This window comes from Streptomyces sp. NPDC054813, from assembly GCF_053611365.1.
Genome location: NZ_JBSHAF010000050.1, coordinates 4,515 through 18,768 on the forward strand (window position 1 = coordinate 4,515; position 14,254 = coordinate 18,768).

Sequence of the window (14,254 nt, forward strand, 5' to 3'; positions counted from 1 at the left end):
GTCTCACCGAGCCGCACGGCCGACGCGCGGGTTCACCTCAGCACAGTCCCGCCGGGATCGAGACTCGGCAGGGGTTGCCGCGGAAGAGATCGCTCCCCTTCGCGGCGTTCTGATTGACCAGGCCAGCCGGGGGCGTTGGCGGTGATCCAGTTCTCGTCGACGCGGTACTTCTCGTTGACTGCGCCGACGAAGCTCTTGAACGGCACGGTTCCGCCCGACAGCGAGGACCGGCCGCTGGTGCCCGCGACCACGCCATGCGTCACCGGTCAGCAGGATGCCCGAGCCCTGCACGAACGCCTTTCCGCCCTCCACGCAGCCGATCGCTCCCTTGGTCCTCGGGGCGGCCTTCTTCTCGGGAGGCACGACCACCGTGCGGGGACCGACGCCGCTCGGTGTCAGCCCGGAGGTCTTGGCGGTGGCGCTCTCGCGGTACGGGCCGGCCTGCACCAAGACCGTGTCACCAGCACGGGCGTTCACCGCCTTCTGGTTCGACTCGACCGGGTGCACCGTCAGGGTTCGCAGTGACGCGGCGGCCGGGAGGGCACCGGCCTCCACACCGAGGAGTACGGCGACGAACCCGGCGTACCGAACATGCCTCCGGTGGGGCGTGCAGGTTCACATCACCGGCCGCGTACCGGCGGTGCCGGAGTAGCAGCGGTGGCAGCCCGATCCGGCCGTACCTAGGCTCGCTAGCGGAAACGAGTTCGTGGGAAGGACACAGAATGCCTCAGGTAGACGAGGAAGAGATCCGCGTCAGCGCAATCGATACGGCGGGTCAGCCCCGAACGCTCCGGAGTGTTCTGCGTTCCGCGGTCAAGGAAACCATGCTGCTGCCGGTGTTCCTGGTCCTCACCGCCATGATGGTGGCACTGTGGCTCATGGGTATGCCCTTCATGCAGGCCTTGACCATTTCGACCGCGCTGAAGATTTCGATGGCCCTGTTCGAAGCGCGTCGGCGGCCTTGCGCGTCGAAGGTTTGACGCCCCGCGCCCCTCTCCGTTCCGTCATCCTGCGGCCAGGACGCTTCTTCGGGTCGGGGCGCCTGTCCCTGGGGCGGCGCACTTCTCCGGTCTCCGTGCGGTGTCAGGCCCCGCGCCCCACCTTCTCGCCGGCCCCGCTCTCCCCGAGGCCCCGCGGCACCGCCGCCGCGAGGTCGTCGCGTCCGGGATCCGCCCGGCGCTCCCGCAGGTCGGCCACCGCCAGGACCAGGGCGCCGAGGATGATCGCCACGGCGGTGAGCAGCCCGAGCTGAAGGGCTGTCGTGGAGCGGCCGTGGTTGGCGACATGGGCGAAATAGACGGATCCGACCACGGCGATACCGGTGGCCGAGCCGATGCGCTGGCCGGTCTGCAGCACCCCACCCGCCGCACCGGCACCTCGTACCGGCACGAGCGTGAGCGTGAGGGTCGTGTTGGGGGAGACCGTGAGTCCGGACCCGATTCCGCCGATGACCAGCGGTAGCGCCATGGCCCAGCCCACGCCGTCCCCGGGCACCAGCTGAACGGCGACGACGACACCGAGCAGCCCGAGAGCCACCCCGGTCAGGCCGATGACGACCAGGCTGCGGCCGTAGCGCATCACCAGCCGACCCCCTATGGCCGCGCCGACCGCCGAGGCGGCCGCGAACGGCAGGATCGTCAATCCCGCGCCGAGCGCGCTGTATCCCGCAGTGTTCTGCAGGAACAGTGACAGGACGAAGAAGATGGTGGTCAGCCCGGCGAAGAACATGAGGCTGATGAGAGCGCCGAGCGTGAAGGAGCGCAGGGAGAAAAGCCCGAGGTCGACCAGCGGTGCCTTCCCCAGGCGTCCCTGGGTCCTCTCCCACACCCAGAAGGCCCCGAGCAGCAGTGCGGCCACCGGAATCAGCAGCCACTTGGCCCGGCCCTGCCACTGCTGCTCCTGCACCAGGGGCAGCAGCAGGGCGAGTACGCCCGCACCGAGCAGCAGTACGCCGAACGGGTCGAACTTCTCCCGTCTGTCGTTCGCCACCGGGAGGCGGGGCAGCAGCCGGTTCCCCGCGACGAGGGCCGCCACCCCGATCGGCACGTTGACGAAGAACACCCAGCGCCACCCGTCGGCCGTGCCGAACGCTTGGATCAGCAGTCCGCCCGCCAGCGGGCCCACCGCGGTGGACACGGCGACGACGCTGCCGTGGAAGCCGAACGCCCGGGCCCGCTCGGCACCCTGGAACATCTGCTGGATCAGCCCCGAGGTCTGCGGTGCGACCACACCGGCGGCCGCACCTTGGATCAGCCGGCACACCACCAGCCAGGTGGGGCCGGTGGCGAGGCCGCACGCCACCGATGCGGCCGTGAACACGGCGAGGCCGAACAACAGCGCCTGGCGGCGGCCCCGCACGTCACCCAGTCGTCCCGCCGGTGCCAGCGCGAGCCCGAAGGCGAGTGCGTACCCGGACACCACCCAGGACTGGGTGGCTTCGGAGGCACCGAGCCCGCGTTCCATGGAAGGCAGCGCCACGTTCACGATCGAGACGTCGAGCAGCGAGATGAATCCCGCGGTCAGACAGACCGCGAGCGCTTTCCACCGCCGGTCGTCGAGAGTGGGCTGGGCCGTTTCTGTGGTCATGTGATCACGCTATGCAGCCACGACCGGTCGCACCAGCCGGGGAAAGGGCGCCGGGATGCGGGATCGTCGAGCCCGGCCTCCGCGCCCGGCCCGGTTGCGCGGCGGCCTCGGGGGCGGCGTCCCCTTTGGCGGCCCCTCCCCCAAGGGCAGTCCGGCAGAGGTCGTGACCTTCGGCTCGGCGCAGAGCCGGAAGACGAACAGGGTGTCCGGGTGTGGTCCTCCGGGGCGACCTTGCCGCCGGGGGTCCTCCAGCCACCGGGACGGTCAGGACCGTGCATGGCAAGCCCTCGACGGCACCGGGATCGCCCCCGAGATCATCCACTGAATGGCGTCTGCGGCATCGGATTGCTCAGCCCCGTCCACGTCCGCGACGACTACCGGTCGTGGGGGGGCGACGCCCCCGCTCACGTCCGGAGCGCCGGGCGGTCACCACCGACCACCGCACCCGCCCCGCGTCAGCGGCACGACGTCTTGTGCCGGAGGACTCCGCCCAACAGCTCTACGTGTTCCGTGGCCGTGGCACGACCGCGGACGACGGTGACGGTGACCCGTCCGGCCGTCGGTTCCGAGAGGTCGAAGGCGTAGAGCGCACGCCGACCGTCCAGGACGGGTGGCAGTCGGCGGACCGCGAGAGGTCTGCCGTTGCACGTCACCGACCGGACGATCTCACGGTCCGCGCCGAACACATGGACCTCGGCGAACGTGTACGTACTGAGCAGGGGAACGAGCGCGGGACGGACGGAGAGGGGAATGTCGCGGCGGTCGGAGACGCAGGACGTCGTGGTGAACCCGCCGGCCGTGGCGGCCGAACCCGAGCAGAAGCGCCCGTCGGCGGACTCCCAGACGAACGTGGCAGCGCTCCGGCCGACGGCGGCGGTGAACATCCCGTGCGGTCCCGGAAGGTCCTTGATGGACAGCTGTGCCGTGAGGTTGGCTCTGGACGCGTCGACCACCTGGCCCGGGGCAGTTGTAGCGGCCCGCGGCGATGCCGTGCGTCTCGAGGAGGCCCCCGGTGACGGCTTCACCCTGGACGGGCCACCCCCCGCGGTACAGGCCACCGCCGAGAGCAGCACCGCACCGGCCGACACATGCGAGAAGCCTGTTCATGTTTCCCCCGCCGGCCCATGTCAGTGCCCGGAGGGTAGCGTCCGGGGCCAGTGCCTGTCAGCGGTCCGCGGCCGCAAGGACACGATGAGTCGGTCACATGATCTGAACCCGGAACAGTCCCTAGGTCATCCCTGGGGGTGTCCGATGGGTCGTGGCGGCGGTTCTCAGACGTCCGGCGGATACCAGCGCAGTTCCACGGTGTTGCCGTCCGGGTCCTGCACATAGAGAGAGTCCGCGGTGCCTTGGGCCCCGAAGCGCTTGGCGGGGCCGTCGAGCACCGTGAAGACGCCGGAATCGACGACTTGCTGCCAGTCGAGCGGCTCGACCACCAGGCAGATGTGATCGACGTTGGAGCCCTTTGGCCCCTCGGCGGGCGCCTTGACGAGGTCGATGATGGTGGTGGCGCTCACCCGCACGGAGGGGAAGGGGACCTTGCCCTCCCGCCACTCCTCCACCCGCACCGGCTGCAGCCCCAGAGGGCCGACGTAGAAGGCGAGCGAGCGCTCGATGTCGGTGACGTTCAGGACGAGGTGGTCGAAGGCGATCACGCGCATGGGTATCTCCGTGGGGTCGGGGCGTGCGGGACGCCGGCGGCGGTATGACGGGGCCGGCAGCTGCGGGCCACGCCGGGTACGGGCTGTGGCTGGTCGCTGGCAGCGTGGCCTGTCCCTGTTCGAGCATCGCCGGACAGGCATCCATGGGTCCAACACATGCTTGTCATGTGATCAATCGGGGTTCACGATTGATCAATGGATCTCCAACAGATGGGTTATGTCCTCGCAGTGGCGGAGACCGCCAGCTTCACCCGCGCCGCCGAGCAATGCCATATCGTCCAGTCCGCACTCAGTCACCAGGTAGCCCGGCTGGAGAAGGAACTGGGCGCCCGACTGTTCGAACGAACCAGCCGCCGGGTGTGGCTGACCCCCGCCGGAGAGGCGTTCCTGCCCGCCGCCCGCCAGGCTCTGGAAGCGGCCGAGCGGGCCCGGGCGGAGGTGGCGGCGGCCACCGGCGAGATACGCGGCAAACTGACCGTCGGGTCGATCCCCACCGTGGCGGCCGTCGATCTCCCGTCGGTGATCCGGGACTACCGCCGGCGCTACCCTCAGGTACGGTTCAGTCTCCGAGCCGGCTCCAGCGAGTCGCTCGTCGAGCAGGTGCGCGAAGGCACACTGGATGCGGCATTCCTCGGCGTACAGCCCGGATTCCGGCCGCAAGGCGTCCGTGACAAGGAACTTGGCCACGGGCAGCATGTCGCGGTGGTTGCCCCGGGCCACCCGCTGGCCACGCACCATGAGGTGGATCTGCGCCGCCTCGCCGACGAGGTGTTTGTGGACTTCGCCGACGGCAGCGCCGCCCGCGCCCAGTCAGACCAGGCGTTCGCGGCAGTCGGCCTGCGGCGCGAGGTCGCGTTCGAGGTGTCCGGCGTCGAGCTCATGGTCCGGATGGTCCGCCATGGATTGGGCATCGCCCTGCTACCCGCGACCTTCACTGCCGAACTGCACGGACTGCGGTGTGTGCCGATCACGAACGGGCCGATACGGGTGGAGCGCCTCATCTGGAGCCGGTTCACCCCGTCACCCGCAGCCTCCGCATTCCTCTCCCTGCCAGGCGTCTGCACGCCTTGAGATCGTGAACCGTCCGAACGACCCACTGACAAGACCGTTCCCCGACTTCGTCGGCTGAACCCGCTCGCCCTCGCAGCCGGGGAGCCGGATCGCCCGGTTCCCTGACAAGCCCCGCGCACGTAGAGCCACTTTGGGTCTGACTCAATTCGGCACACGGGACACGGCTGGTGCAGCTGGCCGAGCTTGTAGTCAGCAACCCGCCCACAGGACCTGTGCCTTTCGGTGTGCCGAAGGCCCTCACCGGCTGAGGTGAAGCCCCTCGGCACACCTGGCCTCAGTTCATGCGGAGACTGGAGCCATTCGTGTGCGGGACACCGGCGATCCGCTCACGCCGACGATCGCGGCGGCAGCACAAGCAGACCGCTCATGCCAGGGCGAACTTCTGGGCTCCGGAACCGTTGCAGTCCCAGATCTGCAGCCGTGTGCCGTTCGCCGTGGCGCCCGAGGGCGAGTCGATGCACCGACCGCTGGTCGGGTTGTACATGGAGCCGTCGGCGTTGGCGACCCAGTTCTGGTACCCCCCGCCGTTGCATGTGGCCAGCTGAAGCTCTGTGCCGGCCGCGCTGACACCGCCCGCAATGTCCAGGCACCTGCCCAGCGTGCGGAGGGTCTGTCCGTTCCAGGTCCACTTCTGGTCGAGCGAGGTCGCCTGCTGGCAGTCCCACAGCTGGACCGCGGTGCCGTCGCCGCCGGTGTCGTCACCGGCCACGTCCACGCACTTGCCGCCCGGACCGTAGATCGGGGTACCGATGGCGAACTTCTGGGCGCCGGAGCCGTTGCAGTCCCAGATCTGCAGCCGTGTGCCGTTCGCGGTGCCGCCCGACGGCGAGTCGATGCACCGGCCGCTGGTCGGGTTCCGCAGCGAGCCGTCGGTCTGCCGCACCCACGCCTGGTAACCGCCGCTGTTGCAGGTGGCGAGCTGCAACAGCGTACCGGCGGCACTGTTGCCGCCACTGATGTCCAGGCACTTACCGAGGGTCTGCAGGGTCTGGCCGCTCCAGGTCCAGTGCTGGTCCTTGGCCGCCGACTGGCAGTCCCACAGCTGGACCGCGGTGCCGTCGCCGCCGGTGTCGTCACCGGCCACGTCCACGCACTTGCCGCCCGGACCGGTGATCGTCTGGCCGGTCACCGAACCGCCGCCACCGGAGCCGGGACCCTTGTTGTACACGGCCACCGAGTCGATGACCAGCTTGCCGCCGGAGACCGTGGCCGCGTTCGGGCCCCCGCCGAAAGCGTCCGGGAACCCGCCGCCGATCGCCAGGTCGTAGATGATGAAGAAGGGGTGGTCGATCGCGTCGGACCAGGTCGTCGCGTCCACCTGGTTGCCGTTGACCGTGAAGAAGTTGTTCCCGTCCAGGTAGAACCGGATCTGTTCCGGCGACACCGAGCGGTCGATCTCCACCGCGTAGTCGTGGAAGCCGGTCTGGCAGCCCGCGCACGCGCGCTCACCCGAACCGATACCGGTCGACTCGTTGCACGGCCCGCCCGGGTTCACGCCGCAGTGGACCGTGCTGAAGTCGGAGTTGCGGCCGTTGATGTCCTCCATGATGTCGATCTCGCCGGACTTCGGCCAGACCACACCGTCGCGCAGCGGAGCACCGAGCATCCAGAACGCCGGCCAGTAGCCCGCGCCGTTGGCGGTGGTGACGTTGGGCTGCTGCAGGACGGACTCGATGCGGACGACTCCGCCGGCCGGGGCGCCGAAGGACGCCGACTGGGTCTCCACGCGCCCCGAGGTCCATCCGCTGCGTGCGTCGGAACCGGAGTGCAGGGCCTGGAGCACCAGATGGCCCTGGCCGTCGTAGTAGACGTTCGAGGTGCTGTTGGTCATGGTCTCGATCTCACCGGTGCCGAAACCGCTGCCCGGCCCGGTGTCGTACTTCCACAGGCCCTGGTCGACGCCGGTGCCGGACGCGCCGTTGAAGTCGTCGCTCCAGGTGAGCGCGAAGCCCGGCGGCGTCGGGGGCACGGCCGCCTGCGCGTTCAGAGTCGTGGTGACGGTGGCCGCCACCGCGACAGCGACGACGGGAACCAGACTGAGGGTTCTTCTCCACCTGCCGCGCAGCGGCCTTGCGAAATTCAATCGCATGTACCTGACCTCCGAGTGAAAGGAATGACGACGGCGAACAGGGTGACTACTCGGCCCGGTACTCCGCGCGGGAGGGAAGGATCAGACGCGCGCAAGAACGCCTGTGACAGCGTGACGGGGCCGTGGTGCCGTGGGTCTCCCGTGGGCTTTCCGTGGTCTTACACGAACTGCCAGAGGTGGTCGGCGGTGCCGTTGTCGTCGAACTGGACCACATGCGCGCTGTTGGCGGTCGACATCAAGTCGACGCCGAGGACCTTGCCGGAGTTCTTGTTGCGGATGCGGTACCAGCCATCGCCGTTGTCGATCAGCTGCCATAGATGGTCCGCGGTGCCGTTGTCGTCGAACTGGACCACATGCGCGCTGTTGGCGGTCGACATCAGGTCAACGCCCATGACCTTGGCGGAGTTCTTGTTGCGGATCAACCGGTACACAGCGACCGGCTGCCACGGGTGGCCGGTCGGTGAGGCGGTGGGGAACGCGGAGATCCGCAGCCGGGCGGCGCCCATCGGAATCAGCGTCACGGTCTCGACGGCAGCGGTACTGCGTGCCGGCGAGTCCTGCACCGGGGAAACCACGTGCTGGTCGTCCGCCTGCCATTCGGCGATCTTCCGTGCGGGCGCGGTGATCCGTACCGGCGTCGTGTCACGGCTGAAGGGGTCGGCCGGCAGCGTGCCGTCGCTGCGACTGAACGTCCAGGTCCCGTCGTTCGGCGCGAGTCCGTAGTTCCACGCTGTGGTGGCGTGCACCTCGTACTGGGGGAACTGGGAAGTGCCGCCGTACTGTACGTAGTTCTCGCCGACGCTGAGCGAGTACGTGAGGGGTCCCCGGTCGACCGCGGTGACTCCGTGGTTGCCGGTCCAGGTGCGCAGCGCCGTCGACTGCGGGAAGCGCAGCGTCACGCTGTCGCCGTTGTTCCAGGTGCGCCGGACCACGCTCCAGGACGGGCCGGCCGACGCGGAGGCGGCGGCGCCGACGACGGTGAGCTGTGGGGATCCGCACCAGCCGGGGATGCGCAGGTACAGCGGGAAGGCGAGCGGTTTCGGCGTCGAGACGGTCAGGGTGACCGTGTCGCCGAAGGGATAGTCGGTGGTTTCGGTGACGGTCACTGTGGTGCCGTCGGCGACCTTCACGGTGACCTGGCTGGGTGCGTACATCGCGGCTGCCAGCCCCTTGTCGGGGGTGGCGAGCCACAGCTCCTCGGTGAAGTAGGGCCAGCCCATGCCGTAGTTGTGCGGGCAGCAGCGGTACTGGTCGACGCCCGGCATGAACGCCTGCATGGCGAAGTTGTTCTGGAACTGCCCCTGGGTCTTGGCGGTGTCATCGAGGTCGACGCTGTTGGCGCTGGTGATGTAGTGGATGCCCTTTCCGGACGGATCGAGCGCCGCGGGCAGCGAGTTGAAGGCCAGGTCCTCGCAGCGGTCGCCCCACACCGCGTCGCCGGTGATCCGGGTCAGCAGCTGGTGGCTGGCCATGAACTCCACGATGCCGCAGGTCTCGAAGCCCTGCCGGGGGTCGCTGAATCCGGGCCGCGCGTTCTCGTCGCCGGCGAATCCTCCGCCCGGGAACTGGCCGTATGAGGTCATCACCGACGTGTAGTTCTGGTAGGCGGCCTGGGTGAGCGCGGTGGACGGCGAGCGCAGCGCGTACTGGGCGGGCTCGCGGAATCCCTGCGCGATGTTGACGTTGTGCAGCGACGGCAGGTTGTCGACCCAGTTGGCGCCGTTGGTGTGGATCTTATCTGCGAGGGAGAGCAGGAACGAGTCCCCTGTGCGGTTGTAGAGCCAGAAGACGGTGTCCAATCCGTCGCCCCAGCGCATCGATACCCAGCTCTGGTTGAACGCCGAGGGGCCCTGCGCGTTCATGAAGCGGAAGAAGCCGGTGAGCAGGGGGACGATCCGGCTGTCCCCGCTGTACTCCTGCCAGTTGCGCAGTGCCCAGGTGAGCGGCAGGAAGGGCCAGAAGTCCGGGCCTCCGCCGAGCGAGGTGCGCAGGGCGGCCGGACCGAACCAGCCGTCGGACTGCAGGGTGGCCACGATCGCGTCGATCCATTGGCGGACGGCGGCCAGCGCGGTGGCGTCCTTGGTGAGGATCGCCAGGTCCACGTAACCGCGCAGCCAGTACGGGACTTCCTCCCAGCCGGTGCGCTCGGGGTGCACCCAGCCGGATTCGGACATCACCAGGAAGTGTGAGATCGCGGCGTACTGGCCGCACAGTCCGGCGAGTTGCTGGTGCAGCCGGGTGTCGAGCCAGCCGCGTGCGGTGACCGCGCCAGGCGGCAGTCGCAGGAAGGCGGTGGGTGAGAGTGGCGCGGCGTTGGGCGCGTAGAGCCCGCCGGGGGCGGGCGCTACGCGTGACGATGCCGCGGCGTCTGCGCTGCGAGTGCCGCGCGCCGCCCGGGCGGTGCCGGCCATGGGGAGCGGGAGTCCGCTCGCCCCGGCCGCGGTGAGCGCGCTGGTGACGAAGTGTCTGCGGTTCAGGGGCATGGGGGAGCCTCCTGGCACGATCCGGGACGTGAGGGGACCAGGGCCCGCGAACTCGTCACCGGGGCGCCTGGGGCATTTCAACGTTGGAAAGCAGAGAACCAACGGGCATGACAGCACGGACCGGGGGCCGTGTCCAGAGGGTGCGCGGCAGTCGAGGCAGTCCGGGGCCGGCAAGGCAACTTCGGCCTGGCCGCCCTCATTTCCTCGCTCGTTCGACAGACCCCTGCCCGGCCGGCGGAGGACGGCTGGACGACGATGACGTTTGCCTGCGCGCGGGCGTCCAGGCAGTTCACCGTCCCGACCGGGCGGACGAGCCCAACTCTGATTTGAGCGTGGCGAGCGGGGTGGCATGGCCGACACCGCGGATCTTGTACGTACCGCAGCAGCAGCCCCGGCACACGGTGACCGAGCCCCGGGGCTCGCCCCGTGCGGCGGGGGCGAGAATGGGGCGCGTCGTACGGAATCGGTGAGCCGAGCCCGTCACCACGGGGAAGGCGACGGACACGGCATGCCCTCACGGTGCCACACCTCCGCACGCCCGCGGCCCTTGCCCGAAGTCGCCGCGCGCCCAGGGCCCGAATCTCCGCCCGCTTGCCCCGGTCGTGCCGACGGGGCCGAGGCCGGCGACCCCCAGGGACGGGTCAGCTCACAGGCGACGGTCCGCCGAGGCGGCGAAGGGCTGGTCCCGAAGCGCCCGGACAGGACCGCCTCAGGCGGTGGCGTCGTCCAGCAGTTCCAGCACGTGCCGGTAGGGACGGCCGGGGCCGCGGGTCATCCCCATTTCGCAGGTGCGGTTGCAGGAGGCGTACGCGTCATACGTGCCCCTGTTGATCTCGGCGGCCTGGGCGGCCGTGGCGCTCGCGGTGATCTCCGGATGCAGCAGACCGCGGTCCCCGGCGAAGGCGCAACAGCCCCAGTTGTCGGGCACGGTGACGTCGTCGCTCACGGCCGCGGCCACGGTGCGCAGGGCGCCGTCGATGCCCAGGTGCACAGTCGAGCAGGTGGGGTGCAGGGCGAGGCTGCTCAGGCGGCGGGGCTCGGGCAGGGCGGGCAGCAGGTGCTCGGCGGTGAAGACGACGCTGTCGACGAAACGCAGGGAGGCGAACCGGGCGCGGTCGGACTCCGGGCCGGGATGGCCCTCCCACAGGCATCCGGCACCTGGTCGACCGTCTGCTGGAGTTCACCACCCACGCCGCCGGCGCCCGGGTGGGTCGCAGACTGCACGTGTCGCCCGCCGCCGACATCGTCTACGCGGCACGCCTGCGGCTCGTCGACGGCGCCCCCATGGCCATCGAGCATCTGCACATCCCCGCGGATGTGGCACCCGCACTCACCGCGGGCGAGTTGGAGACCGGCGACCTGTACGAGCACCTGCGCGAGCGGCATCGGGTCCAGGTGAGCAAGGCCGTGCAGACGATCGAACCCACCGTCGTCAGTCAGGCCGAGTCCCGGCTCCTGGAGGTACCCCATCTCTCCCCCGCGCTGCTGTTCGAGCGCCTGACCACCGACACCGACAACCGCCCTGTGGCGTACGTCCACTCCATCTACCGAGGCGACCGCTACCGCATCGTCTCCCGCCTCTCGCTGGACTCGCCTCCCGCTCCCGGGGCAGCACCCGCGGGAGGCCTCGCACCGGGCATGGCACCGGCACGTCAGCACCGTGGTAGCCGGCGCCCACCCTCACTGACGGGCCGCCCTGCCTTCCCGTAGCGCTGGGCTTACCCGCCCGCACACGAGGCGGTGGGCCTGCCAGGTTCCCCATGTGAGCCGCCTGCAGGGGCAGTACGGGAAACTTGGCCATTGACAGGCGCATGCACTTTTCCGATCCTACGGGCGGGGCTCCCGGCACAGACCAAGACGGCGCATCCGACACCGGCTGCACACGATGGTCTTCAGCCCCGCACCGGCCAAGGACCCCCACGACCCATCCGGTCACCCCACAACCCACCCGCTCACCCCGCAACCAGCCGGGTGCCCGGCCAACTCCCGGCCCGCCGAGCCGCCTTCACCACCCGCACGAAGCGGCACCGTGGCTCAGCAGCAGACCGCATGCCGGCGGCCTCGATCCCAGCCCTGTGCCGCCCCTTTCCCGTCCGCGAGCACAGCATGGCGCGCCGTACCCCCACAGGAGCTCACATGCATCTCCTCCGCACCACCATCACCACTCTCGTCCTCAGCGTGATGACAACGATGTCTGCCGTCCTCGTGCCCGGCGCGGCCCAGGCCGCAACCGCCGTGTGCGACAAGTACTGCGACGGCAGGGATCCTGCGTTCTCCCCCGGCGACCGTACGCCCGTCACCACCACCCTCTTCTCGCGCTCCATCACGCTGCACCTCGACGACAGCGACGACATGGGCTGGGCCTCGATCGACAACGGAAGCCCCACGGACGAAGTCTGGCTCGACCGGTCCGTCGACGGCGGCCGCACATGGAGTTCGGGCAGCCGGCTGGGTGACACCACCATTCCGTCCGGTCAGCGGGGATGGCGCACCCTGATGTACAACGTCGACGATTGGGCCGACCACGGGGTGGGGGCCCTGCGGGCCTGCGGCAAGGCGGGTGACCGAGCCGACATCGCGTGCACGCCCTGGGCCCGTACCACCTGGAATGCCGCGGACCGCCGCGGCGCCGCGGCCACCGCACTCATGGAGTTCTACGACTACGGGACCGGGCTGTTCTCGACGACCGGCTGGTGGAACTCGGCCAACGCGCTGACATCCCTGATCGGCAATATCCGCAAGACCGGCATCACGAGTTACCAGTACGCCGTCGGACGGACATACGACCTCAACCTCAACGCCCAGAGTGGTCAGTTCAGAAACTCCTACATCGACGACACAGGCTGGTGGGGCCTCGCCTGGGTGGCGGCCTACGATCTCACCAAGGACAGCCGCTACCTCGACACCGCGCGAGCGGACGCGGACTACATGGCGTCCTACTGGGACTCCACCTGTGGTGGCGGGGTGTACTGGAGCACAGCGAAGTCGACAAAGAACGCCATCCCGAACTCCCTCTACATCCAGCTCAACGCGGCACTGCACAACCGCATCCCGGGTGACACCGTCTACCTGGCCCGGGCCCAGGCGGGATGGTCATGGCTGAAGGGCACCGGTCTCATCACCTCCAGCAACACCGTCTCCGACGGCCTGTCGCTGTCCACCTGCAAGACCGGCGACGCCACCGTCTGGTCCTACAACCAGGGTGTCCTCATCGCGGCCCTCACCGAGCTCCACACCGCCACCGGTGACAGCGGCATGCTGGACACCGCCCGGCGTATCGCCGACGCCAACACCACCTCGTCGCAGCTCAACACTGCCGACGGCATCCTGAAGGACCCCTGCGAAACGGGCAGTTGCGGAGCCGACGGACCCTCCTTCAAGGGCGCCGACGTCCGTGGCCTGGCACAGCTCAACAGCGCGCTGACCGACCACCCCTACACCGCCTACCTGCAGCGCCAGGCCAACCTTGCCCACAGCAGCGACCGCAACGCCCTGGACCAGTACGGCCTTCACTGGTACGGCCCCGTGGACTCCGCCGATGCCGCCCGACAGCACAGCGCCCTCGATCTCATGAACGCCGCTTCGTAGGCGGGCCGGCCCGCTCGGGCAGCGCGGCTGCCGGGCGCCGACGCCCACCGAGGCAACGGTGGTCATCGCCCATCGCTGGGCAGCGTCGTCTTCTACGACATGCCCAGCCGTGGTGAGATCCCGGATAAAGCCGACGGCCGTCCTGTGGTGACCACCTTCGTGACTCTGGATCCCGTTGAGATGGCTCGCGGTACGCAAGGGCGTGCACACCCCCGGCAAGCCGCTCGACGTTGCGGCGGGGGTCCGGTGGACGAACCTGTACTCACCGTTGGACGTGATGCCGCGAGGCAAGGGCCTCTCCGACCTCGCCGACGGCGTGAAGTTACCCCTCGGTGAACGGGCCACCTCGGTGATGACGGCGGTCGACTTCGCTGAGGGCATACTGCTTGGTCTTGCGTGACCAGGCCTTCTCGATGATCTCGTAGGTCGTGCGCCGATGCGCGGCCTGCGCGTACGGGTGCCCGCCCGATCGGCTTCTCTTGCTGCCGCATCGGTTCGGACTACGGTGATGACGGGAACCGAAGACGGCGAAAAGCCCAGCAGGCGACCGCTGTCGATTGACGACGCGGCCTGACCAGCAAGCGGTGTCCGGCCGCCAGGAGGCGGCAGGAGCCGGTGACGGGCGACCGTCATCGCTGTACGAGTGCGGCGCCTCTGCGTAGTTCGGCGCTGCCCGAGACACGTCCGGTTGCCGTGCCTCGGGCGTGGCCGACTGCGCCCCAGCCCGAGGTGAGGCCGACCTGTTTGGGTCACTCCGGCGACTTTCCTGGCCGTCG

11 protein-coding genes and 1 pseudogene are annotated in these 14,254 nt (G+C 69.4%); 5 read left to right on the forward strand and 7 right to left on the reverse strand.

Features of this window, described 5'->3' with window-relative positions:
- Positions 1-32: 32 nt before the first annotated feature.
- The gene (locus ACWGJB_RS48500; protein WP_453386427.1) at positions 33-263 is read right to left on the reverse strand and encodes a hypothetical protein; all 231 of its coding nucleotides are present in this window, start codon (positions 261-263) and stop codon (positions 33-35) included.
- Between the two features lie 459 nt (positions 264-722).
- Here ACWGJB_RS48500 and ACWGJB_RS48505 point away from each other — a divergent pair, with 459 nt between their 5' ends.
- Positions 723-980, forward strand: a complete 258-nt coding sequence (locus tag ACWGJB_RS48505; RefSeq protein ID WP_453386428.1) for a hypothetical protein — start codon at positions 723-725, stop codon at positions 978-980.
- A gap of 103 nt (positions 981-1,083) precedes the next feature.
- Here ACWGJB_RS48505 and ACWGJB_RS48510 read toward each other — a convergent pair whose 3' ends face one another.
- From ACWGJB_RS48510 to ACWGJB_RS48520, 3 genes are all read right to left on the reverse strand, one after another.
- The gene (locus ACWGJB_RS48510) at positions 1,084-2,586 is read right to left on the reverse strand and encodes an MFS transporter (protein WP_453386429.1); all 1,503 of its coding nucleotides are present in this window, start codon (positions 2,584-2,586) and stop codon (positions 1,084-1,086) included.
- Positions 2,587-3,041: 455 nt separating this feature from the next.
- Positions 3,042-3,539, reverse strand: a complete 498-nt coding sequence (locus tag ACWGJB_RS48515; protein WP_453386430.1) for a hypothetical protein — start codon at positions 3,537-3,539, stop codon at positions 3,042-3,044.
- Positions 3,540-3,857: 318 nt separating this feature from the next.
- Positions 3,858-4,247, reverse strand: a complete 390-nt coding sequence (locus ACWGJB_RS48520) for a VOC family protein (RefSeq protein ID WP_453386431.1) — start codon at positions 4,245-4,247, stop codon at positions 3,858-3,860.
- A 195-nt stretch (positions 4,248-4,442) separates the two neighbouring features.
- Between ACWGJB_RS48520 and ACWGJB_RS48525 the strand changes: the two genes are divergently transcribed.
- Positions 4,443-5,318 carry a LysR family transcriptional regulator gene (locus tag ACWGJB_RS48525; protein WP_453386432.1) on the forward strand — a complete coding sequence of 292 codons (876 nt, stop codon included), beginning with the start codon at positions 4,443-4,445 and terminating at the stop codon, positions 5,316-5,318.
- Between the two features lie 364 nt (positions 5,319-5,682).
- On the opposite strand, the gene ACWGJB_RS48530 is transcribed toward ACWGJB_RS48525, so the two are convergent.
- The 3 genes from ACWGJB_RS48530 to ACWGJB_RS48540 form a co-directional block, all read right to left on the reverse strand.
- Entirely contained in the window at positions 5,683-7,329 is a 1,647-nt protein-coding gene (locus ACWGJB_RS48530) for a ricin-type beta-trefoil lectin domain protein (protein WP_453386433.1), read from the reverse strand.
- A 236-nt stretch (positions 7,330-7,565) separates the two neighbouring features.
- Entirely contained in the window at positions 7,566-9,890 is a 2,325-nt protein-coding gene (locus ACWGJB_RS48535) for a beta-L-arabinofuranosidase domain-containing protein (RefSeq protein ID WP_453386434.1), read from the reverse strand.
- Between the two features lie 709 nt (positions 9,891-10,599).
- Positions 10,600-10,881 (reverse strand): hypothetical protein, encoded by a 282-nt coding sequence (locus ACWGJB_RS48540; RefSeq protein ID WP_453386448.1) that lies wholly within the window; start codon positions 10,879-10,881, stop codon positions 10,600-10,602.
- A gap of 141 nt (positions 10,882-11,022) precedes the next feature.
- Here ACWGJB_RS48540 and ACWGJB_RS48545 point away from each other — a divergent pair.
- The 3 genes and pseudogenes from ACWGJB_RS48545 to ACWGJB_RS48555 form a co-directional block, all read left to right on the forward strand.
- Positions 11,023-11,600 (forward strand): annotated as a pseudogene (locus tag ACWGJB_RS48545) (GntR family transcriptional regulator); the annotation flags it as partial.
- 471 nt (positions 11,601-12,071) lie between these two features.
- A complete protein-coding gene (locus ACWGJB_RS48550) occupies positions 12,072-13,478 on the forward strand; it encodes a glycoside hydrolase family 76 protein (RefSeq protein ID WP_453386443.1) in 1,407 nt (468 codons plus the stop codon).
- Positions 13,479-13,653: 175 nt separating this feature from the next.
- Positions 13,654-13,878, forward strand: coding sequence for a hypothetical protein (locus ACWGJB_RS48555; RefSeq protein ID WP_453386435.1), 225 nt, complete (start codon positions 13,654-13,656; stop codon positions 13,876-13,878).
- Positions 13,879-14,254 lie beyond the last annotated feature (376 nt).